This is a genomic window from Pseudomonas sp. P1_F1_2 (assembly GCF_056405815.1).
Window position 1 is genome coordinate 1 of record NZ_JBFUBK010000091.1, and the last position, 26,844, is coordinate 26,844.

The following is a 26,844-nucleotide window of genomic DNA, read 5'->3' on the forward strand; positions in this document are numbered from 1 at the left end:
GGTATTGGGGGTCGAAGATGAAATGGTGTTCATCGTGCTCCGCCAGAATCTGGAAATTATCGTTCTCCGGTACGGCAATGGCGCTGTGCATGGCAGCGTAAATCAGTTGTCCAACACGTTTGGCGAATGTGGGGTCTTGGTGCTTTTTGATGTCGACGCGAACCAGTGGCATGGGGTGTCTCCAGATAGACAGCCGGTCAATTGAAAATACATGACAGGTGTCCTTTATCAAGGGAAAGCTGCTATTTGGCGATGAAACACCCATGTAGCTTTCAGGAAGTAACACAGAGTGTCTTTAAGCGCGGAAGTTAAACAGGTGAGCGCTTCTAAATAATCGAGGAAAATTCCGACAATTTTTGGAGGGTGAAATGGCCTCCCGCGTCCACGGATTCGGATGCCTTCAGTTACCTGTTTCAGATTAAGGCCACACTGGCCGACGGATATTGCCGCAGATTAATAGGGCGCCCGGAAACTATGGTCCTCCCGTTGCATGTCTCGCCGCTTGCGTGGGCCGTCAGATCAGAAGCTTCAAGTATCCCTTGGGCGAACACCCTGTCCGCTCTTTGAAACACCGATAAAAAGTCGACAATGAGTTAAACCCCGCAGCACTGGCAATCTCGTCGATCCGCGCCGCATGACGTTGCTCGTTCAACCGGCCCAACGCCTCCTCAAGCCGCAACTCATTGAGAAATGTATAAAATGTCTGACCTCGAACCTGATTCAGAAAAAACGAAATCTGGTTACGTGTATAACCCGTCGACGCTGCGACAAGCGACAGATCAAGTCGCGGATCGAGATAAGGCTTCGACCGCTCGAAGTACTGCTGCAGATCATTGGCCAGCGCGCCGACCTGACGAGCCGATAACCCCAACCGGCTGACGGCGTCAGCGCTGTACGCCGGGCGAATGACCATTGGCGCCTGGGTGACCAGCACCGCGTGCTCGTTGACTTTGACAATCAACCCGTCCTTGACCGTCAGTGCTTCAACCGTACTGAATGAAACCAGGCCATCGCTGCCATTGAGCGTCACCCGGTACTGAAGGAACGCGGTGTTGCCATCGATGCGCAGGCGATCGGTGTAGGTCTGCAACTCTTCTGATCCTGACGGCATGCTTGCGCCGAGGTAGTCGCGCAGCTGTGCATAGTCGATGGTGCGGTTCTGGAAAAAATCGTGGTATTCGACGTCGGGGTGATACAGCGCCATCACACCGTCCAGATCGCATCGCTTCCAGGCCTGGTGATAACGCACAGTCACTTCATGAGTTTGCACACTCGACGGGTCCGCAAGGAAGGTGGGGGTGGTGGGTAAATCAGGTACTTCCACGACGGACTCCATGGCGAAGATCAGGACGAAGCCAAGAGTATTCCAGAAACGCCGGTTTTCCTCCCGTGTCCGCTGCGAGGTTTGCGCCTGTGAAAGCGTCGGCCATTGCTTTAGCGTCGGCCCATGAATTTTCTGGAGCAGGCGTGCATGACATTACCTATTGAAAACCGCTCTCTGGCCGAAGCCCGGCCTTACCCTGTCTGGCAGGAAACCCGGACGGATGCGCCCGCCGCGCCAAGACTGACCGGCGAGTTATCGTGTGATATTGCCATTGTGGGCGGCGGGTTTGTCGGGTTATGGACTGCATTGATTGCCCGTCAGCGCTGGCCCGACGCGACGATCGTGGTGCTGGAAGCCGGGCAGTGTGGCGGTGAAGCCAGTGGTCGTAATGGCGGGTTCTGCGCGCCGAGCATCTCCCATGGCGTATCCAATGCACTGAAACGCTGGCCCAGGGAAGCAGAGCAACTGGTGCGGCTGGGTCGGGAAAACCTGGTGGCATTCGAGGAGGATTTGCAGCGTTATGGCATGGACGCAAGCTTCGAGCGTTCGGGAAAGTTGAACGTGGCGAGTCAGCCTTGGCAGGTCGATGGGCTGAAATCGATGCAACGCAACTATGCGCGTTTTGGTATCGCCTGCGAGTATCTGGAAGGCAGTGAACTCAAGTCGTATCTCGATTCTCCGGTCTATGTCGCAGGGGTTTTCGAACCCAATTATGCGTTGCTGAACCCGGTGAAAATGGTCGCGGAACTGCGCCGCGTGTGCCTCGCACACGGGGTGCAGTTGTTCGAGCATTCGCCGGTGTCGACCTTGCGCGAGGACGGTTTTCATCAAGTACTGGAAACCGGTCTGGGGACCATCAAGGCAGCGAAGGTCGCACTGGGCACCAACATCGCGCCACCGTTGCTGGGCTCGCTGAAGTCCAAGGTCATCCCTATTTATGACTATGCCCTGGCAACCCGGCCCCTCGACGATGCTCAATTGCGCGCCATCGGTTGGGTCGGGCGCTACGGTATTGCCGACAGCGGCAATCAGTTTCATTACCTGCGAAAGACCGAGGACAACCGGATTCTCTGGGGCGGTTACGACGCCATCTATCACTTTGGCAGCCGACGTGATGAGGCATTGACGCAGCGTCCCGAGAGCTTCGCGACACTGGCGCAACAATTTCAATCGGCGTTCCCGGCATTGGCGGATGTCACGTTCAGTCATGCCTGGGGCGGCATCATCGACACCTCGGCGCGCACCACTATGTTCTGCGGCACCTCGCCAAACGGGCGCATTGCCTATGCCCAGGGCTTCACTGGACAGGGCGTGTCGGCCAGCCGTTTCGCAGCCTTGACCCTGCTCGACCTGCTGGAAGGCAAAGCCACTGAACGCACAAAACTGGCGATGACCTCGACCGCGCCGTTTCCGTTTCCCCCCGAACCCTTGCGTTACGTGGGCGTGTCGCTGGCGCAGCGCTCGCTGGCCCGCGAAGACCTGACTGGGCACCGCGACTGGCTGCTCAAAGGGTTTGACGCGCTGGGCATCGGTTTCGATTCTTGATCTGGAGTGACAATGACCATGAGTAAACCCGAACACGTCATCGACTTTGCCAACCCCGATTTGCCCGTCGTCGAGCTGGAAACCAGTGATCCCGCGCTGGTCGACGTGCCCTTTCGCAGCCGGAGCTGGCGGCATTTCGTGGACCCGCAAAAAAAGGCCACCGGTGGCATCTGGGAGGCGCCCGAACATCTGGAGCGTTGTGAGTGTGATTACGACGAGCTCTGCCATTTGCTCGAGGGGCATGTGCGTTTGACCGACAGCCACGGCATCAGCCAGGAGTTCAAGGCCGGCGCCACATTTGTCGTCGCCGCAGGGTTCAAGGGAACGTGGGAAAACCTGACACCGGTGCGCAAGGTGTTCATGATTCTCAGGGACTAAGCCTCAGTCCACCCGCGCAATCATTTCCGGTTCCCGCATCAGCCAGTCTGCAAGCGGTGGGTCAGGCGTTGTGCAGCGCCATGATTGCCCGTGCGGCGATGTCAGTACCGCGAGTCGCCTGCATGTTTTTGCTGAAGGCTTCGAGGCGTTGCTTCATCGATTGATCGCTCAGCAACTGTTCGAGGGCTGCAGGTAATGCCGACAACGGATCGGCGAACCGTGGCAGGTAGCGGCCGACGCCGACTTCCTCGGCACGTGCGGCGTTGTCGTGGCCGTCCCAGCAGTAAGGAATGATCAATGACGGCAAGCCGAAGTACAGCGCCTCGCAGAAACTGTTGTTGCCGCCGTGGTGGATGAACAGCTGACATTCCTTGAGCACGGCCGGTTGCGGAAACCAGCTGTCCAGGTACACGTTGTCGGGCACGGTGGTGTACGTGTCCCGATAGGCACCGACGTTGATCAGGAAGCGATAGGGCAGGTGTTCGATAGTGCCAATCAGGCGCTTGATCATGCCGGTGTCGGCAGCCCCAAGGCTACCGAAGCTGATGTAGATCAGCGGTGCGTCGTTGTGCCGTGGAAAGCCTGGAACGATGTAAGGCGCCTCGCGCCGCACACAGCCGTCGAGGTAGACATAACGCTGCGAGTCCAGCGGCAACAGGCGTTCATAACGCACCGGCGTCGGCGACAGCAGCAGGTTGAGCCATGGCGAATCGACAAGAAACTGGCCAGGCGGGCAAGGCGCTGTGCCGTTGCTCGCGAGAAATTGCAAAAAGCGTTCATGTGCCGGCGCGACGACTTTCTGGTAATGCTCGGTAAACCGCTCACGGCCGTCCCTGTCGCTGGCCAGGCAGCCCGACAGATACGGCGGTACGGCGGCATCCGGCAGCTCGGTTTCGGCGCAGGACACCATGCGCACCCAAGGGCAGCCGGCGTTGGCGATGGCGGGGAACATGACCACGTTGTCGAGGACGATGACGTCCGGCTTCAGTCGACCGAGCAACTGTTGCAGCGGTTTTTCCGCTTCGATGGCGGTGTCGATGATCGCTTCCCAGGCCGGCGCCACATAGCTGTCGATCTGTGCCAGTGGCGTCTGGTCGAAGTAAGGAATGTTGCGCTCTATGAACCGTTCCCAGTAATGCTGATGTTCCGCCGCCGACAGTGGGCTGGCTTGCGGGATCGGGTACTCGTCGAAGCCGTACTCGGCGAAGAGTCCCTGAAAGTGTTCGTGGCAGATGAAGACCGGTTTTGCTCCCTGCTCACGCAGCGATTGGGCGATCCCAATGCAGTTCAAGGCCGCGCCGAAACTGGCTTCCGGAAACATGGCGATAAGTTTTTGTGTGTGCATGGCGGAGGTATTCCATGGCGGGTAACGCCCGCCGATCCTGAAGATGTCTGGATGCTGTCTTATTTTATAAAAAAAATCATCCTGTTTTTTAAAACTCAGCGACGTCCGAATGACTGGCCCTGCGGGATACCGCGATTAGCCGTTTGCGGGCGCTGCGCGGCGCTCAGGCGCAGGTGCAGGCGCAGCACGTCGGCAGCGATCTCCAGCTGCCCGCGCTCAATGTGCGCAATGATTTGCAGGTGTTCGCGCAGGGCTTCTTGCAGGCGATGCACGCTGACGGTCGGCAGCAGATTCGGCAGGCGCCGCAGGCTCTGATGCTGGAGCAGGGCATCGCCGATAAAGCGGTTGCCGCAACTCTGGGCGATCAGTTCATGAAAGCTGATGTCCAGCTCGCGAAACTGTTGGATATCGAAGTGCTCAACCGGGCTCGCGAGCAACAACTGCATGGCGCTGCGCAACAGGGACAGGCGTTGCGGGTCGGCGTTGAAGTTGGGGTTGAGCAGCGCTTCCGGCTCCAGGATCAGGCGGAACTTGAGGCTTTCTTCGAGTGCGGCGAGGTTGTTCAGCGAAGGGCGAAACAGCCAGGACTGGCCGGGGCCGCGCTCGATGGCCTGACTTTCACTGAGTTGCGCCAGTGCTTTTTGCGCCGCCGGCCGGCCGATGTCGTAGCGGCGCATCAGTTCGCTGATGCTGATGCTGTCCCCAAGGCGGCCGGCCATGCGGTCGCGCAGGACCGAGGTTGCCAGTTCCTCTTCCTCGGCTTGCGGCAATGCGGCGTTGAAGTGCTGGCCGGTCGGCAGTGCGGCCAGTCGGTAGCCTTTGCCGGCTTCATGGCTCAGCAGGTTTTCTTCCAGCAGCACTTTCAGTGCGCCACGAATCAGTGTGYGCGACACCTGAAAAGTACGGGCCAGTGCTTGTTCTGCCACCGGGGCGCCGGCCACCAGGCCGGTTTCCTGGGTGTGTTCCAGGATGCGCCGGGCGAGTTCGAGGTGATTGGTGCGAGGTTTTTTTTCGGGTGTTGTGCTCAAGCTTCTTATCTCTTTTGGTCGCTTCGACTCAGGTGCTCATCTTATGCCATGCACCACAAAAACGTCAGGCGCGAAAAAACCGTTGACATAAAACCATGCTGGTCCTAATTTCTAAAAAAAAACACCAATACTGTTTCTCTTTTTGCCGTACTGCCTTCGAACACAAAAATAAACAATCGTCGGGTGAGTATTATGAGAAAGCTGAAAGGCCTTATGTGTCTGGGATTAAGTGTTTCCCTGGCGATCGCATCACAGGCTGCAAGTGCAAAAGATATGGTGATTTCCATCTGGGACGGTTACATGGCCCCGGATGCGCTGGACAAGTTCAAAGCGGCCAGCGGCGTTGACATCGACAAGGCTTTGCACGCGACCAACGAAGAAATCATGGGCAAGCTGATGGCGTCTGGCGGTGAAGGCTATGACGTTGTGTTTGTCTCCTCACCGTTCGCCGAAGTCCTGCACAAGCAGGGTCTGCTGGCGGATATCGATCCGGTCAAGGTTCCCAACCTCAAGAACCTCTATCCCGAAGCCACCCAGCTGGAATATGACCCGGGCAACCATTTCTCGGTGCCGTATACCTGGGGCACGACCGGTATCTGCTATCGCTCCGACAAAGTGACGCCGGCGCCCACCAGCTGGAATGAGCTGCTCAACCCAAGCGATGCGCTCAAAGGCAAAGTGACGATGCTTGCCACTGACCGCTGGATGCTCGGCGCCGCTTTCCTGGCCAAGGGCTGGTCGGTCAACGACAACGACGCAAGCCACGTCGCCGCCGTCCGCGACCAGTTGATCGCTACCAAGAAACGCATCCTCGCCTTCGACGACACCACCTTCTACTCGAAACTCGCTTCCGGCGAATCGCTGATGGCCCACGCCTGGGATGGCTGGTGCAACTACGGGACCCAGGCCAACGCGGCGATCAAATTCGTCGTGCCCAAAGAAGGTTCCGATCTGTGGGTGGACACCATGGTCGTGCTGAAAAGCTCGAAGCATCAGGAGGAGGCGTTCAAATTCCTCAACTTCATGCTCGCCAAGGAAAACCACGTATGGGTTGCGGAAAACATCCTCTACAAAATCCCCAACCAGGCCGCAATGGCCGGTTTGTCCGCTGACCTGCTCAAGCAATATCCCAACTTGACCATCGCCCCGAGCGAGTTGTTGAAGATGGAGCAATTGCGCGATCTGGGCGGCACCACCCAGAAAGCCTATACCCGGGCCGTCACCGAAATCATGGCGGCGCAGAACTAAGCCTCAACAACCGTAAGCCGCATCAAACCGAGGCATGCCTGCATGCCTCGCCACGCTCGCAAGCCGCCTCTGTTCCGGGGCGGGAGGATATGGGTAATGAGTGCTTTGCATGCTGACAGGCGTTTGTCGGCCTGGCTTCTTGCGCCCGGCTTTGGCTGGCTGCTGATATTTCTGGTGGTGCCGTGCATTCTGGTGCTGGTCTACAGCTTCGTCGAACGCGGTGCCTACGGCGGCATCGACTGGCTGTTCACCTGGGAAAACTACCAACGCGCATTCGATCCGTTGTACCTCGGGATCCTGCTCAAGTCGGCCAAAATCGCCGGCCTGGCGACGCTGTTTGCGGTGCTGATCGGCTATCCGGCGGCCTACGCGATTGCCCGCGCTCCGCGGCGCCATCAAGCGGTGTTTCTGTTTCTGGTAATGCTGCCGTTCTGGAGCAACTACCTGATCCGCACCTATGCGTGGATCGTCCTGCTCAATCGCGAAGGCCTGATCAACCGCATGCTGCAGTTGTTCGGCTATAGCGGTGAACCGATCAGCCTGCTGTACACCGAAGCGTCGGTGGTGCTGGGGCTGGTCTACAACTACATCCCGTTTGTGATCCTGGCGATTTTCTCCTCGTTGTCGCGCATCAATAACGAACTCTGGGACGCCTCGAAAGACCTTGGTGCTTCGGGCTGGATGACCTTTCGCCGGATCATCCTGCCGTTGAGCGTGCCCGGTGTGGCGGCTGGCGCGGTGTTTGTATTCGTCCTGAGCATCGGCAACTTCATCACCGCCGACCTGTTGGGCGGCAAGCAAGTGCAGATGGTCGGCAACCTGATCTACTCGCAATTCCTCACGGCGCGGGACTGGCCGTTCGGCGCGGCGCTAAGTTTCTTCCTGATCGCGATCATGCTGATTCTGTTGTTCGTGCAGGCGCTGGTTGCTCGTCGCGCAGAAGGAGGTCGCGCATGAGCCAGTCTCGTTCCGTAAGCGGCACCGTACTCACTACGCACCTGGGGTTGGTGTATGCCTTCCTTTATGTACCGATCCTGGTATTGATTCTGCTGTCGTTCAACAAGTCCGGATTACCGACGGCCTGGGGCGGCGTATCGCTGAAGTGGTATGTGGCGCTGGCGCATAACTCGGCGATTTTGTCGGCGGCGCTCAACACCCTGATCGTGGCCCTCTCGGCGACCTTCATTGCCTGTGTGCTAGGGACATTCCTCGCGCTCGGCATCGAACTGCGCCGCAAGGGCAACGACAAGGGGCAAGTGGTCGACACGCTGCTGATGGCGCCCATGATCATTCCCGACATCGTCCTGGCCATTGCGCTGCTGAGCTTCTTCAACCTGCTCAAAGTCGGGCTGGGCTTGCACTCGATCATCATCAGCCACGCCGTGTTCAACATCGCCTTCGTCTGCGCGGTCGTGCGCACGCGCCTCAAACACTTCGACTATTCGATCCTCGAAGCTTCGATCGATCTCGGCGCGAGCTGGGCCACCACGTTTCGCCGGGTGTTGTTGCCGGCGATTTTTCCCGGCGTGCTGGCGGGCGGTTTGCTCTCGTTCACCTTGTCGGTGGACGAATTCATCATCGCCTTTTTCAACTCCGGGTCCGGCCAGGCTTCCACCACGTTGCCGATGCAGATCTACGCCATGATCCGTTTTGGCGTCACCCCGGAAGTCAATGCTCTGGCGACGTTGGTGATGCTGGTCAGCATTACCGCGCTGCTGGCTTCGCAGCGTCTCAACAAGGCTCCTCGCACCCATGAATAACTCATCTGCGGTACTGATCCTGGACAAGGTCAGCAAGTCTTATGGCAACGGTCTGGCGGTCGACGAGGTGTCACTGAACATCCGCGAGAACGAGTTCTTTGCGTTGCTCGGGCCGTCCGGCTGCGGCAAGACCACCCTGTTGCGCATGCTCGCCGGTTTCGAGACGCCCAGCGCCGGTTGCATTTATCTGGACGGCAAGGACATCTCGCCGCTGCCGGCCAACAAGCGTCCACTGAACCTGATGTTCCAGTCCTATGCGCTGTTTCCCAACATGACGGTGCGCAAGAACATTGCGTACGGCCTGGAGATGGAGCGTTTGCCGGAAGCGGAAATCCGTCGCCGGGTCGATGAAGTGCTGAGCACGGCGCAGCTGGGCGAGTTGGCCGAGCGCAAGCCGGATCAACTTTCCGGTGGTCAACGCCAGCGCGTCGCCCTGGCGCGGGCGCTGGTCAAACGCCCACGGGTGTTGCTGCTCGACGAACCGTTGGGCGCACTGGATAAAAAACTCCGGGAAAAAATGCAGCTTGAACTCAAGCGCTTGCAACTCGAGAGCGGCATCACCTTCATCATCGTTACCCACGACCAGGAAGAAGCCCTGGTGATGTCGGACCGCATGGCCGTACTCGATGGCGGGAAGGTCTGCCAGTGCGGCAGTCCGACTGAACTCTACGAAAACCCCAACAGCCGGTTTGTCGCCAATTTCATTGGCGTCAGCAACCTGTTTGAAGGCGTGCGCTCTGGTGCACACACGGTGCGCGTCAACGGCCAGGAGCTGGCTGTCGAAACCGTTGAACCGTTGATTCCAGGGCAGAAAGTCGCTGTCGTCGTGCGCCCGGAACGTTTGCAGGTGCTGCCTGCGGAGGGGGGCGACTGCGCCAATCAGGTCACCGGAAAAATCGTCGAAATCGCTTATCACGGCCTCGACACCAACGTGCATGTGCTGACGGCGCTCAGCGACAAGGCGCTGATCGTCCGCGTGCCGTCCTCGCAGTTCGAATTTGCTCATTTTGCTATCGGCATGAACATCCGGTTGGGCTGGCAGGCCCGCCATGCCCGCGTATTGACGCGCTGAACAATAAAAAAGACCAGGCAGGAGTACCTCTCGATGAAACAGAAAGTGATCGCCTTTTTTCCGGAAGCCGCTTATGGCCCGGCACTGAACTCCGTCGGTATTGCCCAGGCATGCGAAGCCCTTGGCCACAAAGCGGTATTCCTCACCGACCCGGGCATGAGCGGCGTGTATGCCGGTTACGGGTTTGAAGAACACATGGTCAACATGTCGGCACCGATGCCGGCCGAAGAAATGGCCCGCTATTGGGTCGATTTCATCAACGGCCACATTCCCAATTTCCGTAAAACCCCTCTGGATCAAATCGACAACTACGTGAAGGAATGCTGGGCGGCCATCGTTGAAACCGCGAAATGGGCGCAAAAGGACCTGCCGGCCGTTCTGGACAAGGTCAAGCCTGACCTGATCTGCGTCGACAACGTGATCCTGTTCCCGGCGATCAAGCAATACGGCAAGCCATGGGTGCGGATCATTTCCTGCTCGGAAAACGAGATCGAAGACCCGGAAATCCCGCCGCACCTGTCAGGCATGAGCGTTCACGACAAGGCTGGCCATGCTGAATTTCGCCGGCGCTTCGAAGAGGCGGTCGGGCCGATCCATGAGGACTTCAACCACTTCCTGCAAGCCCATGGCGAGCAGCCGTACCCGCTCGGTACGTTCTTCGAAGCCTCGCCGTACATGAACCTGTTGCTGTACCCGGACGCCGTCAAGTTCGAGCGCCGTCATCCATTGCCGGCGGAGCGTTTTCACTATCTGCAAGGGTGCGTGCGGCAGGACACGACCTACGAGATTCCGCCGTTCAAGGCCAACAACGACAAGCCTTTGCTGTATGTCAGTTTCGGCAGCCTGGGTTCCGGCGATGTCGATCTGCTCCAGCGTCTGATCACGGCAGTAGGCAAGCTGCCTTATCGCGCATTGTTCAACGTCGGTGAGCATCTTGATGAATACCCGAACCTGCCGGACAACGTGCTGATCTCCAACTGGTTCCCACAGCCTTCGGTGATTGCCCAGGTCGATGCGGTGATTCACCACGGCGGCAACAACAGTTTCACCGAATGCCTGTTTTTCGGTAAGCCGGCGATTGTCATGTCCTACGTCTGGGACGGTCACGACAACGCCATGCGCGCCGAAGAAAGCGGCCATGGTTTCAAGCTCGATCGCTACGAGTGGAATGAAACGCAATTGGCGGAAAAACTCGCCGCGTGTCTCAACGACCAGACGATGCGCCAACGCCTGYAAATCACCAGCACACACATGCAATCACGCAAAGGGCCTGCGGACGCGGCCGCCATTCTCGACAAGGTGCTTGACAATGCCTGAGCAAAACACCACGGCGGGTATCACGCCGTACCTCGAATCCGTCAGCAGTCGCACCGATCTGGTGGACTGGGGCGTACAGAGCGACGCCGTCGAAGGCATTTCGCATTCCAGCGGACGGCTACTGTTCAAAGGGCCGAATAACAGTCCCGAAACCGGGCTCTGGGTGTGCACGCCCGGGCGCTGGCGACTGTCGATTCCCCGCGATGAGCTGTGCCACTTCCTTGCCGGCGAGGCCACTTATCGCAATGACAACGGCGAAGTCATCGAAGTCCGAGCCAACACCCTGGTGCTGTTCCCGGCCGGCTGGACCGGCGAATGCCACGTCCGGGAAACCCTGCGTAACGTCTACATGCTGGCTTGAACCTGCGGGCTGACACTGACTTTTATCTGGAGAACCACAATGACTACCCCGTTTCTGTACAACCCGTTGCAAATCACCGACGTCAAGGACTGGGGCGTGATCCCGACCATGCTCGAAGGTGAGTCCCACATCTCTGGCGTGGTGCTGCACAAAGGCCCTGAAGGCCAGTCCGAGTGCGGTGTGTGGATCTGCACGCCGGGCAAGTGGTTTTGCCACGTCACCAGCGACGAGTTCTGCCATTTCCTCGAAGGTCGCTGCACCTACGTTCACGAGTCCGGCGAAGTGATCGAGATCAAACCCGACACCGCGGCCTTTTTCCGCAAGGACTGGAAAGGCGTATGCACCGTCCATGAGACGGTGAAAAAGGTCTACATGATCCGGTGATTGCCATGACTGACACACGTGCGTCATCGCCCGATCGTGAAAGCCAGCGCGCAGCCTTTCTGGCGCGTGCCGGCTTCGCCAGGGCGCCACTGATCGCATTGCCGGCGGATGCCTCGACCCGGCGCTATTTTCGCTTGAGCGGTGAAGGCTTGCTGCTGATGGATTCGCCACCGCACAGCGAGCCGATCGGTCCGTTTGTGCAGGTTGCCCGCCACTTGCACGGGCTGGGGCTTTCCGCTCCGGCCTTGCGACAGGTCGACGAAGCGGCGGGGCTGGCACTGATCGAAGATTTCGGTCACGACACCTACACCCGATTGCTGGCCGCGGGGCATCCGGAAGGCGCGTTGTATCACCTGGCGGTCGATGCGCTGGTGGCATTGCATCGCGCGCCGCCAACGGCAGACATGGCGCCTTACGATGCCCGGCAGTTGAGAAACGAGTATGCGTTGCTGATCGACTGGTACATCCCGCTGCTGATCGGCAGGGACGCCGCGCTGGCACTGCGTGAGTCGTTTCTGAACCTGTTTGCCGAGGCCTGTGAAGAGGTCGCACAGCGTCGCGAAGCGTTGGTGCTGCGCGATTTTCACGTCGACAACCTGATGTTGCTCGAAGGTCGCGAAGGTATTGCAGCCTGCGGTCTGCTGGATTTCCAGGACGCTTTGCTCGGTTCGGCGGCCTATGACTTGATGTCGTTGCTCGAAGACGCACGTCGCAATGTACCCGAAGCATTACGCGTGGCGCTGATGACGCATTACCTGATGCAACGCCCGGAGCTCGACGCACCACGCTTTCTCGAGGACTACCGGCGACTGGCCGCCCAACGCCATGCCAAGGTGCTGGGGATTTTCGTGCGCCTGGCCGGGCGCGACGGCAAACACGGTTACCTGGCGCACCTGCCGCGCACCCTCGGTCTGTTTGTGCGAGCACTGGAGGCAGACGCCTTTGCGCCCCTGCGCGCATGGCTAAACGAACACGTGCCGGGCTGGCGCGATGAACTGCCGCCCACCACCCTCGCCGCGTTGCGCGAGACCCCTTATCGATTGGTTCAAGGATCCTCCCATGGCCACCTTTAACACTGATACCGCACTGCGCTTCATCAACGCCGACTATGTGCCGCTGACCGATGCCCGAGAGCGTGAAGTGCTCGACCCGGCGACACTGCAACCGGTCGGCAAGGTTGGCGTGTGTGGCGAATTCGACGTGCAAGCCGCCGTCGATACCGCCACCGCAGCGCAGAAACAATGGCGACTGATCGATGCGAAAAGCCGCGCCGCGCGCTTGCATCAACTGGCCAATGCCATCGAACAGAACGTTGCCTGCAACCGCGAAGTCGCTCGCTTGATGACCCTGGAAATGGGCAAGCCATTCCCCGAAGCGATGGGCGAACTCGCCAACTGCGCGCCGATCTTTCGCTACTACGCGGAAATGGCCCGGGACGACGCCGGCAAGGTCGCCGGCACCACGCAGATCGGTTCGTTCCAGCATGTGCGTTATGAGCCGTATGGCGTCAGCGTGCACATCATGCCGTTCAACTTTCCGATACTGCTGATGTGCTGGACGGTCGCTGCGTCGCTGGCGGCGGGTAACGCTTGCATCATCAAACCGGCGGAAGCTACGACCCTGTGCACGCTCAAATTCATGGAGCACTTCACTGCGCTGCTGCCGGGCCTGGTGTCTTGTGTGCCGGGTGACGCGGTGACCGCACAGTTGCTGGTGCAATCCACCGGCACCCACGCCGTTGCGTTCACCGGCAGTGTGGCGGCGGGCAAAGCGGTGGCGATGGCCTGTGCCGAACAGATGAAACCGTGTGTGATCGAGGCCGGTGGCAGCGACCCGTTGATCATTTCGAAACACGCGCCGCTTGAAGTGGCTGCGGCAGGTGCGGTGACCGCTGCGTTCCACCTGAGCGGACAGATCTGTACCTCGGCTGAACGCTTCTATGTGGTCGATGAGATCCACGATGAGTTCGTCGCGAAGTTCGCCGAACGCACCCGTGCCCTGCGCATCGGTCATGGTCTGGAACATACGGAAATCGGGCCGATGGTCAGCGAAGCAGCGCGCAACAAGGTCATGCGCCTGGTCGACGACGCGCTGGCCAAAGGCGCGACGCTGGTCTGTGGCGGGCGGATTCCGCCGCAACACACCGTGGGCTGGTTCTACGAACCGACCATCCTTACCGGCGTCACCACCGACATGGCGATTCTTCAGGAAGAGTGTTTCGGACCGGTCGCAGCGATCTGCCGTGTCAGTGACTTTGACGAAGCGGTACGCAAGGCCAATGACTCGCCATTCGGCCTGGGCGCCTCGCTGTTCTCCACCGACCTTGCCGAAGCCATGGAGGCTGCCGAGCGTCTCGAAGCCGGGATGGTCTGGGTCAACAACCCACTGATCGACAACGACGCACTGCCGTTTGGCGGCTGGAAGATGTCCGGTCTGGGGCGTGAACTCGGGCGTCAGGGCCTGGAAGCGTTCCGTCGCTCGAAGATGGTCATCATCGATCACCAGCCCAAGATTCAGGACTGGTGGTATCCCTACGCCGACGACGTGTTCTATCGCGATCAGGTTTAACTCATTTGTAATCGGGAGGGTCGCAATGGGCGACAACATTTCCTGGCCAACCCTGGCGGTGATTCTCGCCGCCGGGCAGGGCACTCGCATGCGTTCGCCGTTGCCGAAGGTCATGCATCTGGTGGACGACCGGCCGTTGCTCGGTCACGTGCTGGCGGCGGTCGGGGCAGCGGATATCGAGCATTGCGCGGTGGTGGTGGGCGCTGGCAGTCGGGTGGTGGCCGATTATGTGAAGCAGGCCGCACCCAGCGTGCGCACGTTTACCCAGAATGAACAGCTGGGCACGGCACACGCGCTGCTCGCCGCCCGGCCCGCGTTGCAGGCCCATGAGCAGGGCTGCGTGCTGGTACTGTTTGGCGATTCACCGTTGATAAGCCCGCAGACGTTGTTGCAGCTGCGTCAGGCGCTGATCGAGGGCGCTGCCGTGGCGGTCGCCGGGTTTCACACCGAACGGCCAGGGCCTTACGGGCGACTGCTGGTAGAAGGAGGGCGTTTGCTGGCGATTCGCGAAGCCAGGGACGCCAACCCACAAGAACTTGAGGTCAATTTTTGCAACGGCGGGGTGATGGGTTTGCGCGCCGACACGTGCCTCTGGCTGCTCGACCGGATCGGCAATCAGAATGCCCAGGGCGAGTATTACCTCACCGATGCGGTGGCCGTGGCCAACAGTGCCGGCCTGCCCGTCACGGCGGTGGAGGTGGATGAGGCCGAGGTGCTCGGTGTCAATGATCGCGAACAATTGCAGGCAGCCGAACAGCTTTTCCAGCAGCGTCGACGCGGCCAATGAAGGAGTCTGTCATGGGGAATTATCAACGGCTGTACATCGGTGGTGAGTGGATCGCGCCGGTCCAGCGCGGAGTGTTCGAGACGCTCGACCCGGGCGACGAGTCGGTGCTGGCGCAGGTCGCTGCCGCTACGGCAGAAGACATCGACCTGGCCGTCGCCGCCGCACGCCTGGCCTTCGACGAAGGCGACTGGCCGCGTTGGACGGGCGCGCAACGCGCACACGTGCTGCGGCGAATCGCCGACGGCATCCGTGCGCGACAGGACGAACTGGCCGCGATTGAAGTACACGACAACGGCAAGCCGCTGCCGGAAGCGCAGTGGGACATCGCCGACACCGCCGGTTGTTTCGATTTCTATGCCGGACTCGCCGAAGGCTCGGATCAACACGGCGAACAGTCAATCAGCGTGCCGGATGAGCGCTTCAACTCCTCGGTGATCAAGGAGCCGGTAGGCGTGGTCGCCGCGATCATCCCGTGGAATTTCCCGATGCTGATGGCCTCGTGGAAAGTCGCCCCTGCGCTGGCAGCCGGCTGCACCGTGGTGCTCAAACCTTCGGAGCTGACGCCGCTGACCGCCATTGAACTGGCACGCATTGCCGATCAGGCCGGCTTGCCGGCCGGGGTGTTGAACATCGTCAGCGGGCTCGGGCGAGAGGCGGGCGCGTCGCTGGCTGAACACCCGGATGTGGACAAGATCGCCTTCACCGGCAGTGTGCCGACCGGGCGCAAGATCATGCAAGCCGCGGCCGCCGAGATCAAAAATATCAGCCTGGAACTGGGCGGCAAATCGCCGTTCGTGATCTTCGCCGACAGCGACCTCGATGCCGCAGTGGAATGGATTCTGTTCGGGATTTTCTGGAACCAGGGCCAGGTCTGTTCGGCCACTTCGCGGGTGTTGGTGGAGCGCGCATTGTACCCGGCGCTGCTGGCGCGTCTGATCGTGGCTACCGAGCAGATCCAGATCGGCGAGGGCTTCACCGAGGGTGTGAAGCTTGGGCCGCTGGTCAGTCAGGGGCAACTGGACAAAGTCCTCGAGGCGATTGCGGTCGGCCAGCGAGAAGGCGCGCGCCTGGTGTACGGAGGGACGCGTCCGGCGCACTTGCAGAAGGGGTACTTCCTGACGCCGGCGATTTTCGCCGATGTGCCGCAAGACAGCTCGGTGTGGCGCGAAGAGATCTTCGGCCCGGTGGTGTGTCTGCGTGCATTTGATACCGAGGCCGAAGCGATACACCTGGCCAATGACTCGCCGTTCGGTCTGGCGGCGGCCGTCATGTCCCGTGATATTCCACGTTGCGAACGCGTGGCTCGACGTTTTCGCGCCGGTATCGTGTGGGTCAACTGCTCGCAGCCGACCTTTGTCGAAGCGCCGTGGGGCGGTTACAAGCAGAGCGGTATCGGCCGAGAGCTGGGGGAGTGGGGCTACAACAATTACCTCGAGACCAAGCAAATCACCCGGTACAACGGCGAGGCGTGGGGCTGGTATCTGAACTGAGAAAGGCGCTGCAGGAACCGGCTGGCCGGTTCCTGCCTGCTGATCCGAGAGCGACTATTTCAGGTACCAGCCCCACTTCTGATCACTGATGTACTCGGTGACTTGCTTCACCTCCAGGTAATTGTGCAGTCCCCACTGGCCCAACTCGCGGCCAATTCCGCTGTGTTTCATCCCGCCCCAAGGGGCTTCGACGAAGGTCGGCTGCGAGCAGTTGACCCAGATGATTCCCGCGCGTAACTGGTTGGCGACGCGGGCGGTGCGTTGCAAATCAGCGCTCATTACCGCGGCGGCGAGGCCGAAGCGGCTGGCGTTGGCCATTTGCACCGCTTGCTCTTCGGTCTTGAAACGCTTGATGCACAGTACCGGGCCGAACACCTCTTCGCGCCAGAGAATGCTGCTGTGCCCGGGCTCGTCGAAGATCGCCGGTTCAATAAAGTAACCTTTAGGGAGATGCGCCGGCCGCCGACCACCGATGAGCAGACGGGCACCGCTGGCGAGGCCTTGATCAATGAAACCAAGGACCTTGTCATGCTGGCTTTGACTGACCAGTGGGCCGAGCAGGACACCGGGTTCCATGCCCGGGCCGATACTGATCTTGCGGGTTTCCTCCACCAGACGTTCGATCAATCGCGGGGCAATGTTTTCCTGCACCAGCAGGCGTGACGTGGCGCTGCACACCTGGCCCTGGTTCCAGAAAATCCCGAACAGAATCCATTCCACCGCCGCCTCGACATCGGCGTCGTCGAATACGATGAATGCAGATTTTCCGCCCAGTTCGAGGCTGATGTTCTTGATGTCGCGGGCGGCCGCCGACATGATTTTCGCTCCGGTGGGCACGCTGCCGGTGAAGGCCAGTTTGTCCACGCCGGGATGTTCGGTGAGCGGGCTGCCGGCGTCGGCACCGAGGCCGGTGACCACGTTCAATACCCCGGCGGGCAAGCCGATACGGTCGGCGGCAGCGGCCAGCTCCAGTGCTGTGAGAGGCGTCAGCTCGGACGGTTTCAACACCACCGTGGCACCTGCAGCCAAGGCCGGCGCGACTTTCCACGCCGCCATCAACAATGGGTAGTTCCAGGGAATGATCTGCCCGGCGACGCCAATCGGCTCATGACGGATACGGCAGCGAAAGCGTGCGTCCGGCAACGCCAGCGGTTGATCCTGCTGCTGATCCAGTTCGCGGGCCAGGCCGGCGTAATAACGGAAACAACCAATGGCATCGCCGACGTCCCACTGCGCTTCGGGCAATGGTTTGCCGTTGTCACGCACTTCCAGTTCGGCCAAGACCGGTTGGCTGTTTTCCAGTTCATCAGCCAATGCCTCCAGCCATTGCGCGCGTTCGGCGCCGGTGGTCTGGCTCCAGCCGTTATCAAAGGCTCTGCGTGCGGCGCGCACCGCGTGATCGACGTCTTCTTCGGTGCCTGCGGCTACCCGATGGAAAACCGCTTCGGTGGCCGGGTCGATGACGTCCAGATAACCGCCCAGGTCCGGGCTGACCCACTCTCCGTTGATGTAAAGCTGATCACGCATGGTTTGACTCCTGGACGCCGGTACGGCGGTTTTGCAGAGAGCGGGAAGTGAATAGCAGGGCCAGTGAGGCGCAGATAATGACGGTCGAGACCGCGTTGATTTCTGGCGTCACGCCGCGGCGGATCGATGAAAAGATGTAGATCGGCAACGTCGTCTCGGAACCGGCAACGAAGAACGCGATAATGAAGTCGTCGAAGCTGAAGGTGAACGCCAGCAGGAATCCGGCCATGATTGCCGGGCTGATCTGCGGCAGGGTGACCCGCCAGAACGTTTGCATGGGTGGGGCATAGAGGTCCGCTGAAGCTTCGAGCAAGGCCTTGTCCAGCGAGTCGACGCGGCTGCGCACGATCACCATGACCAGCGCCATGGTAAACAGCGAATGCGCAGCAATCACCGTGGAAAAACCCATGTTCAGACGCGGCACATTGGGTATCCAGCTTGCCAGCAGCGGATTGATCAGGTCGAACAGGGTAATGAACGCAATCAGCGTCGAGATGCCGATGACGATGCCCGGCACGATGATCGCGCAATAGGTCAGTGCATCGAACAACAGGCGTACTTTTTTACCCGCGCGTTGCAAGCCGAACACTGCCAGGGTGCCGAACAATGTGGCGATCACTGCCGACGTGAAGGCGATGAACGCACTGTGCCCCAGCGCTTCCATGATGAACGGGTTGCCGAAGGCGCGACCAAACCATTGCACCGAACAGCATTCGAATGCCAGGCCACTGCGCCCGGCGTTGAAACTGAACAGCACGATCAACGCGATCGGCGCGTAGAGAAACAGGTACAGCGAGGTTGAATAGCTGCGCAGCCACATGTCACAACCCTCCATCGGCAGGGCGGCCGCCGTAGCGCGCCACCAGTTTCAAATACACGCCGATGATCAGCAGCATCATCGCCACCAGCGTCATTGCCAGGGCACTGCCGAACGGCCAGTTGCGCGACTGCAGGAACAAGTCGACCAGCGCGTTGCCGACGAAGAACACTTTGCCGCCGCCGAGAATCGCCGGGATCAGGAACTCGCCCATCAACAGGATGAACACCAGCATCACGCCGGTGATGATTCCCGGCGCGGACAGCGGCAAGGTGATCCGCCGGAAGCTCTCGAATGCGCTGGCACCGAGATCGGCAGAGGCTTCGAGCAGGCGTTTGTCGAGTTTTTCGAGGCTGACGTAAATCGGAAACACCATCAGTGGCAGGTAGCCGTAGACGATACCGATCAGCACCGCCCACGGCGTGTTGATCAGCCGCACGTCTTCCAGGCCAAGACTGGCGAGCAGGGCGGGGATGCCCTTGCCGCTGAGGATGAAGATCCAGGCGTAGGTACGGATGAGGAAACTGGTCCAGAACGGTACGATCACCAGCGTCAGCAACAGCGAGCGGTTACGGGTGACCTTGACCGCCAGAAAGTACGCCAGCGGGTAGGCCGCGACCAGGCACACCAGGGTGCCCAGTGGCGCCAGCATCAGCGTGTTACTGAATGCCGCGCCACGCGAGCCCAGGTTCAGGTAGTTGGCCAGGGTGAAGCCACCGGCGTAGCCGCCCACGGCACTGCGCTCGCCGAAACTGAAGACCAGTATGATGACCAGCGGCATCAATAACAGCAGCAGGAACCACAAGGTCGAAGGCAAGAGCATCAGCAGGGTGATCCGCCGACCGAGGCTGCGCCGTTGACGTACCTCGATTGACAGGGCATTGCCTGGCTGCACCGTTTGCGGGTGGGCGGCAGCATTCATGGGTGACTCCTCATTGGCCATGGTCAGGCGATCAGGCGGACTTGAAACGCGCCATCAGTTCGGCGCGCGCCGGGCTGGTGAGCGTTGCAGCGGCGCCGAACTCCAGTGGGCTGAGTGCTTCGGCTGCCGGGTACATGATCGGATCGTCAAGCATCGCGGTGGGAAGCAGCGCATCGACCCGTTTGTCGCCGCTCGGATAGCCGTGACTCAACACTTCGAGCTTGTTGTGCTGCGGGTCGAGCAGGTAATTGATGAAGGCGTAGGCCGCGTCCTTGTGCTCCGAGCTTTTCGGGATGGCAAAAAAATCACTCCACAGTTCGCCACCTTCCTTGCCCAGTTCGAACTGCATCTGCGCGTTGTCGCGGTGCAACTGCGAGGCGTCGCCGGTCCACGACATCGCGAGCCAGGCATCGCCGCTGCGCATTGACGGCTGAATGTCGGAGTTGATGGCGAACAGGTGCGGCTTGACCTCGATCAACAGTTTTTCCGCGTCGGCCAGTTCTTTTGGGTCGAGGGAGTTAAAGCTGTAGCCGAAGCTTTTGAGGGCGTTGCCGATGGCGGTCAACTGGTAATCGTGAACCATCGTCCGGCCGCTGGCAGGGCCTTGGGCGGCGGCCCAGAACTCTTTCCAGCTGCTCGGCCCGTTCTTCAGTTTGCCGGCGTCGAAGAGCATGCCGGTGGTGCCCCAGTTTTTTGGCACGGCGTACACCTTGCCGTCCACGGTGCCTTGGGCCATGAATTTTTGCTGGAATGCCGAGGCATCGAAGTTGGGAATGCGCGACAGGTCCAGCGGCTCGATCAAGCCCAGACCGACGTAGGTGCTGATGGTGTAGTTGGTCGGAACCAGTACGTCCCAGCCACTGCCACCGGCTTGCAACTTGGCGAGCATTTCTTCGTTGGAGCCGAACACGCTCATCGAGACGCGGGCGCCGGTGGTTTTGCCGAAGGTGTCGAGGTTTTCCTGGCTGTGGTAGTTCGGCCACGTCGCCAGTGACAGGCGATCCCCCAGCTTGGCCTGTTCGGCCGCTTCTGCGCTGGACGTCAGCAGGCCGGGCATGTTGGTGGCGACCACGGCGGCGGCAATCCCCAGGCCGGTGCGGCCAAGAAATTCGCGACGACTGATCGAGCCGTTCTGCCAACTGCGCAGGGTTTTGATAAACGTCTTCTGGTCCATAGCACGCTCCACATCCGGTTGATGAATCGAGTCGATGATTTACAACGCCATGGCCAGGCCATTGGCGTGATCCCAGCCGACGCTCACTGCAGCGCCGTGTTCGAATGCATTGGCGCCGTGATCCTGCTGGCGGGGAACCCGCACACAGACCACGCCAAAGGCCTGGGTGCGCACGCGGTATTCGGTGGAATTACCGAGGTAGATGCGGTCTTCCACGCAGCCTTGCAGTTTCACTTCACGGGCCAGATCGGCGTGGGCGCCGGCAATGCTGATCAACTCGGGGCGCACCGCGATGCAACCGGCGGCGTCGGCGCTCAGGGCCTTGCCGGTTGGCGTCAGCGGGCTGGTCAGCTCCAGGCCTTGCTCGGTACGCAGCACCACCGAATTGCCGTGCAGGTGGCGTACGGTGCCGTTGAACAGATTGGATTCGCCGATGAAGTCGGCGACGTAACGGCTGGCCGGAGCTTCGTACAGTTGTTCCGGGGTGGCCGTCTGGATGATCGAACCGTTGTGCATCACGCTGATGCTGTCACTCATCGACAAGGCTTCTTCCTGGTCGTGGGTGACCAGCACGAAGGTGATGCCGACCTCGCGCTGCAGGCGCAGCAGTTCGGATTGCATTTCCTTGCGCAACTTGCGGTCGAGCGCCGCCAGTGGCTCGTCGAGCAATAGCACGGTCGGTTTGTTGACCAGCGCCCGGGCGAGGGCGACACGTTGCTGTTGGCCGCCGGAGAGTTCGCTCGGTTTACGCTGGCCGAAGCCGCTGAGGCGAACCATTTCCAGGGCCTCATCGGCCATGCGCAATTGGGTTTTCTTATCCGGGCGCGGCGTGCGATAACGCAAGCCATAGGCAATGTTCTGCGCCACCGTGAGGTGCGGGAACAGGGCGTAATGCTGGAACACCATGTTCACCGGCCGTTCGAACGCCGGTATGCCGGCGACGTTTTTGCCGGCCAGGCGTACTTCGCCGCTGGTCGGTTGTTCGAAGCCTGCAATCATGCGCAGGGTCGTGGTTTTGCCGCAGCCCGAGCCACCGAGGAAAGAATGGAATGAGCCACGACGCACGGCGAAATTCAGGCCATTGACGGCCGCCACCTCGCCATAGCGTTTGACCACATTGCAGAATTCGATATCGCTTGGCTGGTTGTCATTCACGGTGCGGCTCCCCTTGCAGTGATCAATCATTGCGTCGGGAGCCAAACTAGCAATCGCGGTTTTGCGCTGTATATATCCCTTGGGGGATAGAGTCGTTTTCAGGTGTCAGGCTTCGGCGAGCAGTTCCTGGCCGGTGAGATCGCGGATAAACAGCCCGAGCAACTCGGACTGGCTGCCGATGCCGAGCTTGGCGTAGATGTTCTTGCGGTGAATCTTCACCGTGCCGGGACTGATGCTCAGTTGCTCGGCCACCGAGGCACTGGAGTGACCGCGCAGCAGCAACTGCACCACTTCCTGTTCGCGGCAAGTAAGGATGTGCGCGCCGAACTGATCGAACGCTTCGCGGATCTTGAAGTCGAGGTCTTGTGCCGGGCGCGGCTGTTGCGCCTGACGCAAGCGCCAGGCTTCGTTGACGACTTGTTCGACGACGGCCTGTGCGCATTCGATCAACTGCATTTCGTCACGACTGAACGCGCAACTGGCAGAGGAGCGCATCAGCGATAGAACGGCCATGGCGCCGTCGCCGAGCTCGACAAAAAAAGCCACTTCTTCGGCCAGTCCGGTCTGCTGGTAATAAGTCAGGTAGTACTCGCCGAGGTAGAAGTGGTCGGGCGCGAACTGGCGCAAGCGCCACAGTCCCGCCGCTTGTCCGCGGGTGCAGGCGAGGTAGAACGGATCGAGCAGATACGGACCGCACTGGTAGTCATCGACATACACCGCTCGCTTGTCGGCGGCAAAGGTGTCGAACAGCGCCAACGGTCGGTGATTGCCTTCGTAGACGAACAGGACGAAATGATCGACCGGACACACCTGGCGCAACCAATGGCTTAACGCCGATAACCGCGCATGCCCTGCAGGCAGGTCGAGCAGGTGGGCGACACCGGTGGTCCAGAGTTTCAGTTCCTTGGGGCGCATGGCGGTTTCAGACAGGAGTGGAATGCGATTGGATGCACAAACTACGCCATGGTGGGTTGCGCCTTGCCGCGCGGGACGCACGCCCGTACGTCAGGGAAAAGACGCACCGCAACAGGGCTGGATGTTACCGAGTGCTACACGGTTGGTAGCAGAAACGATCGTATCGGCACACAGCCCTGTTTGCTCCTGTATAGCCTCCTGAACACTGATCCGCACAACCATTCCTCAGCTAAGTCTTTGCTTCTGTTGATTAATCCCGGACAATCGCGCCCCTGTTTCGGCCAGGGCGCTGCCTGTCGGATTTTTCCGACTCGTCCTGACCGGGTAGCAACTGACCGGAATGCGGAGATCCCACCGGATGAATGATCAGGCCAATAGCGTCGACAAACGCTATGTAGCGGCGACACCAGCAACGCTTTCGAGCTGGAATCGCCATGACACCACCTGGATGCTCGGCCTGTTTGGCACGGCCATCGGGGCGGGCACGTTGTTTCTGCCGATCAACGCAGGGCTGGGCGGCTTTTGGCCGTTGCTGGTTCTGGCGGTACTGGCGTTCCCCATGACCTTCTACGCACACCGCGGCCTGACCCGCTTCGTGCTGTCCGGACGCGAAGGCGCCGACATCACCGAAGTGGTGGAAGAGCACTTCGGTATCAAGGCCGGTGCGCTGATCACTTTGCTGTACTTCTTTGCGATCTTCCCGATCCTGCTGATCTACAGCGTGGCGCTGACCAACACTGTGGGCAGTTTCCTTGAGCATCAACTTCACATCATGCCGCCACCGCGCGCGGTGCTGTCGCTGGTGCTGATCCTCGGCCTGCTGGCGGTGGTGCGTTGCGGTGAGCAACTGATCGTCAAGGCCATGAGCCTGATGGTCTACCCGTTCATCGTCGCACTGCTGTTTTTGGGGGTGTACCTGATTCCACACTGGAACGGCGGCATCCTGAGCACCGCCAGCACGGTGCCGGAACCATCGGCGCTGCTGCACACCCTGTGGCTGGCGATTCCGGTGATGGTGTTCTCGTTCAACCATTCACCGATCATCTCGGCGTTTGCGGTCGACCAGAAGCGCCGTTACGGCGATCACGCCGAAGAGCGCAGCTCGCAGATCCTGTCCCGCGCTCACCTGTTGATGGTGATAATGGTGCTGTTCTTCGTCTTCAGTTGCGTGCTGACCTTGTCGCCGGCGCAATTGGCTGAAGCCAAAGCGCAGAACCTGTCGATCTTGTCGTACCTGGCCAACCACTTCAGCAACCCGACCATCGCCTTCGCGGCGCCGTTGATTGCCTTCGTGGCCATCTCCAAGTCGTTCCTGGGCCACTACATCGGTGCCAGCGAAGGTCTTAAAGGCCTGATCGTCAAAAGCGGCAAGCGCCCGGCGCCGAAGACCCTCGACCGTATGACCGCTGCGTTCATGCTCGTGGTGTGCTGGATCGTTGCGACGCTGAACCCGAGCATTCTGGGGATGATTGAAACCCTCGGTGGCCCGGTCATCGCGTCGATTCTGTTCCTGATGCCGATGTACGCGATCCGCAAGGTGCCGGCGATGGCGCGTTATCGTGGGCAGGCGTCCAATGTCTTCGTGACGGCGGTGGGCCTGGTGGCGATTACAGCGTTGATCTACTCGCTGACAGCGTGATCGTTCGGCCTGCTCGCGCAGCGCCGGATTGACAGCTACAGTGGCCGCTGCGCGTGATGCGCGCAGCGGTTTTTTTTCGCCTGGAGACATTGGATTGTCGAGCGCCTCTCCCCGAAATCCCACCGGACAACCCAACCGCTGGCAAGACTTGCTGGCCGGGTTGTCTATTGCTGGCCTGTTGTTGCCCGAAGCGGTCGCCTATTCAAGTATTGCGGCCGTGGCGCCTCAGGCCGGGGTGATCGCCTTGTTTGCCGGTTTGCTGTGCTATGGACTGTTAGGCACCAGCCGCTTCGCCATTGTCTCTGCGACGTCTTCGTCGGCAGCGGTGCTGGCCGCTGCGACCGCGACGCTGGCCAACGGCGATCCGCATTTGCGCTCGACTCTGGCCATTGGACTGGTGCTGATGACCGGCGTGTTCTTCCTGCTGGCCGGGCTGTTCAAACTCGGCAGCGTGACGTCGTTCATTGCCAAGCCGGTGCTGCGCGGCTTTGCCTTTGGTCTGGCGTTGACCATCATCCTCAAACAAGTGGCCAGTGTGGTCGGTGTGCATTTGAGCGACGCCAACCTGGTCCGGTTTCTACCGCAATTGCTGGAACAACTACCGCAGTGGAACTGGGCGGCGGCGGGTGTCGCGGCGGTGGCATTGGCCTTGTTGACGCTGTTCGGGCGGCTGCGTCGTTTGCCGGGCGGCTTACTGGTCGTGGTGATTGGTATTGTGGCCGGTCAATGGCTGAACCTGCCGGTGTATGGCGTGAAGTTGATTGGCGTGATCGATCTGAGCCTGGAAGTGCCCCAACTACCGGTATTGCCCTTCAGTGACTGGTTGCGCCTGGGTGAGCTGGCCGTTGCCATGGTGATGATCCTGTACGCGGAGTCATACGGCTCGATCAGTGCCTACGCGCTCAAGCACGGCGACCGTATTTCATCGAACCGCGATCTGCTCGCGTTGGGTGCGTCCAATCTGTTGTCCGGGTTGTTTCATGGCATGCCGGCGGGGGCAGGGTATTCGGCGACGTCGGCCAATGAAGCGGCGGGCGCCACGTCGCGACTGGCCGGTGGCGTGGCGGCGCTGGTGGTGTTGCTGATCGTTTTGACGGTGTTGCCTTATATTGCCCTGACGCCGGAGCCGATTTTAGCCGCCATCGTCATCCATGCCCTGGCCCGAGGCTTGAGTCTGCAACCGTTGGGGCGGTACTTCATTTGGCGACGTGACCGCGTGCTGGTGATCTGCGCGGTGGCCGCCGTGCTGGTGTTGGGTGTGCTGGACGGTTTACTGCTGGCGGTGGCGATCAGTGTGGTGCTGATGCTCAAGCAAATGTCGGCGGCCGACATTCAGGTCCTGGGGCGGATTGACGGCGGTCACGACTTTGTCGACCTGCAACGCCATCCGACGGCGCAAACGGTGCCAGGGGTGTTGATTGTTCGACCGGGTGAGGCGTTGTTCTTTGCCAACGTCGAGCGTGTTCTGGGGAGTACGTTGCGGTTGATCCGCCATTCTGAGGCGCCGATTCACTCGGTCATTCTCAGCCTTGAGGAATCGCCCGATCTGGATGGCACCAGCATTGAGGCGTTGCAGGAATTTTTTGTGAGGGTGCATCACGAAGGCAAGCAGCTGGTGCTGGCACGGCTCAAGGACTCTGCTCAGGTAGCGTTGGCGGCATTGCCGGAAGTGAAGGATACACAGGTGATCCTCAGCGGCTTGAGTGTAGATGGCGCGGTACAACAAGCCCTCACTCCTACAGAGGGATTTGTGTAAGGGCATAGTCATGTTGCAGGCATAAAAAAACGCCGCCTCTCTCACGAAGGGCGGCGTTTTCTATGGCGTTGTAACGTTACGCTTGAACGACCGGGATCTTGGCGTTCGCAGCGACTTCACGGAACTCGGCGATCTGGTCGAAGGACAGGTAGCGGTAGACATCGGCCGCCATGCTGTCGATCTTGCCCGCGTATTCCATGTACTCCTCGACGGTCGGCAGGCGACCCAGGATGGAAGCAACAGACGCCAGCTCGGCCGAAGCCAGGTAGACGTTCGCGCCGTCACCCAGACGGTTCGGGAAGTTACGGGTCGACGTCGACACCACGGTGCTG

The 26,844-nt window shown here is 60.2% G+C and carries 24 protein-coding genes and 2 pseudogenes; 15 read left to right on the plus strand and 11 right to left on the minus strand.

Translation table 11 applies throughout. The features are described 5' to 3' along the window. Both AC1D2P_RS23000 and AC1D2P_RS23005 read right to left on the minus strand, forming a co-directional pair. A pseudogene (locus AC1D2P_RS23000) lies at positions 1 to 172 on the minus strand (tautomerase family protein); the annotation flags it as partial. A 342-nt stretch (positions 173 to 514) separates the two neighbouring features. Then, positions 515 to 1,324, minus strand: a complete 810-nt coding sequence (locus tag AC1D2P_RS23005; protein ID WP_109786253.1) for a nuclear transport factor 2 family protein — start codon at positions 1,322 to 1,324, stop codon at positions 515 to 517. Between the two features lie 147 nt (positions 1,325 to 1,471). Here AC1D2P_RS23005 and AC1D2P_RS23010 point away from each other — a divergent pair, with 147 nt between their 5' ends. Both AC1D2P_RS23010 and AC1D2P_RS23015 read left to right on the plus strand, forming a co-directional pair. After that, positions 1,472 to 2,869, plus strand: coding sequence for an NAD(P)/FAD-dependent oxidoreductase (locus AC1D2P_RS23010; RefSeq protein ID WP_477758120.1), 1,398 nt, complete (start codon positions 1,472 to 1,474; stop codon positions 2,867 to 2,869). A gap of 18 nt (positions 2,870 to 2,887) precedes the next feature. Next, on the plus strand, positions 2,888 to 3,247 hold the full coding sequence (locus AC1D2P_RS23015) for a cupin domain-containing protein (RefSeq protein ID WP_256594769.1): 360 nt from the start codon (positions 2,888 to 2,890) through the stop codon (positions 3,245 to 3,247). A gap of 61 nt (positions 3,248 to 3,308) precedes the next feature. Here AC1D2P_RS23015 and AC1D2P_RS23020 read toward each other — a convergent pair whose 3' ends face one another. Both AC1D2P_RS23020 and AC1D2P_RS23025 read right to left on the minus strand, forming a co-directional pair. Further along, on the minus strand, positions 3,309 to 4,592 hold the full coding sequence (locus AC1D2P_RS23020) for a nucleotide disphospho-sugar-binding domain-containing protein (RefSeq protein WP_477758121.1): 1,284 nt from the start codon (positions 4,590 to 4,592) through the stop codon (positions 3,309 to 3,311). A 95-nt stretch (positions 4,593 to 4,687) separates the two neighbouring features. Next, entirely contained in the window at positions 4,688 to 5,620 is a 933-nt protein-coding gene (locus tag AC1D2P_RS23025; RefSeq protein ID WP_477811609.1) for a GntR family transcriptional regulator, read from the minus strand. A gap of 273 nt (positions 5,621 to 5,893) precedes the next feature. Here AC1D2P_RS23025 and AC1D2P_RS23030 point away from each other — a divergent pair, with 273 nt between their 5' ends. The 11 genes from AC1D2P_RS23030 to AC1D2P_RS23080 all read left to right on the plus strand — a co-directional run bounded on the left by AC1D2P_RS23030 (position 5,894) and on the right by AC1D2P_RS23080 (position 16,607). Beyond that, complete coding sequence (locus AC1D2P_RS23030) at positions 5,894 to 6,868, plus strand: polyamine ABC transporter substrate-binding protein (protein ID WP_223525239.1); 975 nt, start codon at positions 5,894 to 5,896, stop codon at positions 6,866 to 6,868. A 96-nt stretch (positions 6,869 to 6,964) separates the two neighbouring features. Beyond that, positions 6,965 to 7,825: an ABC transporter permease gene (locus tag AC1D2P_RS23035; protein ID WP_223525240.1), complete on the plus strand. Its 861-nt coding sequence runs from the start codon at positions 6,965 to 6,967 to the stop codon at positions 7,823 to 7,825. Then, positions 7,822 to 8,628 carry an ABC transporter permease gene (locus tag AC1D2P_RS23040; protein ID WP_477758122.1) on the plus strand — a complete coding sequence of 269 codons (807 nt, stop codon included), beginning with the start codon at positions 7,822 to 7,824 and terminating at the stop codon, positions 8,626 to 8,628. Before AC1D2P_RS23035 ends, AC1D2P_RS23040 begins: the two co-directional genes overlap by 4 nt. Then, positions 8,621 to 9,700: an ABC transporter ATP-binding protein gene (locus AC1D2P_RS23045; RefSeq protein WP_109786112.1), complete on the plus strand. Its 1,080-nt coding sequence runs from the start codon at positions 8,621 to 8,623 to the stop codon at positions 9,698 to 9,700. Before AC1D2P_RS23040 ends, AC1D2P_RS23045 begins: the two co-directional genes overlap by 8 nt. 33 nt (positions 9,701 to 9,733) lie before the next feature. Beyond that, complete coding sequence (locus AC1D2P_RS23050; protein WP_477811610.1) at positions 9,734 to 11,017, plus strand: nucleotide disphospho-sugar-binding domain-containing protein; 1,284 nt, start codon at positions 9,734 to 9,736, stop codon at positions 11,015 to 11,017. Further along, the gene (locus AC1D2P_RS23055) at positions 11,010 to 11,378 is read left to right on the plus strand and encodes a cupin domain-containing protein (protein WP_258665975.1); all 369 of its coding nucleotides are present in this window, start codon (positions 11,010 to 11,012) and stop codon (positions 11,376 to 11,378) included. The genes AC1D2P_RS23050 and AC1D2P_RS23055 overlap by 8 nt, the downstream gene beginning before the upstream one ends. A gap of 39 nt (positions 11,379 to 11,417) precedes the next feature. Further along, positions 11,418 to 11,762, plus strand: coding sequence for a cupin domain-containing protein (locus tag AC1D2P_RS23060; RefSeq protein WP_109786109.1), 345 nt, complete (start codon positions 11,418 to 11,420; stop codon positions 11,760 to 11,762). Positions 11,763 to 11,767: 5 nt separating this feature from the next. After that, a complete protein-coding gene (locus tag AC1D2P_RS23065) occupies positions 11,768 to 12,835 on the plus strand; it encodes an aminoglycoside phosphotransferase family protein (protein ID WP_223525244.1) in 1,068 nt (355 codons plus the stop codon). Then, a complete protein-coding gene (locus AC1D2P_RS23070; RefSeq protein WP_109786108.1) occupies positions 12,822 to 14,330 on the plus strand; it encodes an aldehyde dehydrogenase family protein in 1,509 nt (502 codons plus the stop codon). The genes AC1D2P_RS23065 and AC1D2P_RS23070 overlap by 14 nt, the downstream gene beginning before the upstream one ends. Positions 14,331 to 14,355: 25 nt before the next feature. After that, entirely contained in the window at positions 14,356 to 15,117 is a 762-nt protein-coding gene (locus AC1D2P_RS23075) for an NTP transferase domain-containing protein (RefSeq protein WP_223525245.1), read from the plus strand. 11 nt (positions 15,118 to 15,128) lie between these two features. Then, a complete protein-coding gene (locus tag AC1D2P_RS23080) occupies positions 15,129 to 16,607 on the plus strand; it encodes an aldehyde dehydrogenase family protein (RefSeq protein WP_109786106.1) in 1,479 nt (492 codons plus the stop codon). Between the two features lie 54 nt (positions 16,608 to 16,661). On the opposite strand, the gene AC1D2P_RS23085 is transcribed toward AC1D2P_RS23080, so the two are convergent. The 6 genes from AC1D2P_RS23085 to AC1D2P_RS23110 form a co-directional block, all read right to left on the minus strand. Then, positions 16,662 to 18,134, minus strand: coding sequence for an aldehyde dehydrogenase family protein (locus AC1D2P_RS23085; protein ID WP_109786105.1), 1,473 nt, complete (start codon positions 18,132 to 18,134; stop codon positions 16,662 to 16,664). Next, on the minus strand, positions 18,127 to 18,954 hold the full coding sequence (locus AC1D2P_RS23090; protein ID WP_046031380.1) for an ABC transporter permease: 828 nt from the start codon (positions 18,952 to 18,954) through the stop codon (positions 18,127 to 18,129). The genes AC1D2P_RS23085 and AC1D2P_RS23090 overlap by 8 nt, the downstream gene beginning before the upstream one ends. A gap of 1 nt (position 18,955) precedes the next feature. Further along, on the minus strand, positions 18,956 to 19,873 hold the full coding sequence (locus tag AC1D2P_RS23095) for an ABC transporter permease (protein WP_046031379.1): 918 nt from the start codon (positions 19,871 to 19,873) through the stop codon (positions 18,956 to 18,958). Between the two features lie 31 nt (positions 19,874 to 19,904). Then, positions 19,905 to 21,047 carry an ABC transporter substrate-binding protein gene (locus AC1D2P_RS23100; RefSeq protein WP_477758123.1) on the minus strand — a complete coding sequence of 381 codons (1,143 nt, stop codon included), beginning with the start codon at positions 21,045 to 21,047 and terminating at the stop codon, positions 19,905 to 19,907. Positions 21,048 to 21,086: 39 nt separating this feature from the next. Beyond that, positions 21,087 to 22,202: an ABC transporter ATP-binding protein gene (locus tag AC1D2P_RS23105; protein WP_046031809.1), complete on the minus strand. Its 1,116-nt coding sequence runs from the start codon at positions 22,200 to 22,202 to the stop codon at positions 21,087 to 21,089. 105 nt (positions 22,203 to 22,307) lie between these two features. Next, the gene (locus AC1D2P_RS23110; RefSeq protein WP_109786103.1) at positions 22,308 to 23,117 is read right to left on the minus strand and encodes a response regulator transcription factor; all 810 of its coding nucleotides are present in this window, start codon (positions 23,115 to 23,117) and stop codon (positions 22,308 to 22,310) included. A 358-nt stretch (positions 23,118 to 23,475) separates the two neighbouring features. Here AC1D2P_RS23110 and AC1D2P_RS23115 point away from each other — a divergent pair, with 358 nt between their 5' ends. Then, positions 23,476 to 24,756, plus strand: a complete 1,281-nt coding sequence (locus AC1D2P_RS23115) for a serine/threonine transporter (RefSeq protein WP_109786102.1) — start codon at positions 23,476 to 23,478, stop codon at positions 24,754 to 24,756. A 94-nt stretch (positions 24,757 to 24,850) separates the two neighbouring features. Beyond that, entirely contained in the window at positions 24,851 to 26,512 is a 1,662-nt protein-coding gene (locus AC1D2P_RS23120; protein WP_477758124.1) for a SulP family inorganic anion transporter, read from the plus strand. 76 nt (positions 26,513 to 26,588) lie between these two features. On the opposite strand, the pseudogene AC1D2P_RS23125 reads toward AC1D2P_RS23120, so the two are convergent. Further along, a pseudogene (locus tag AC1D2P_RS23125) lies at positions 26,589 to 26,844 on the minus strand (bifunctional aconitate hydratase 2/2-methylisocitrate dehydratase); the annotation flags it as partial.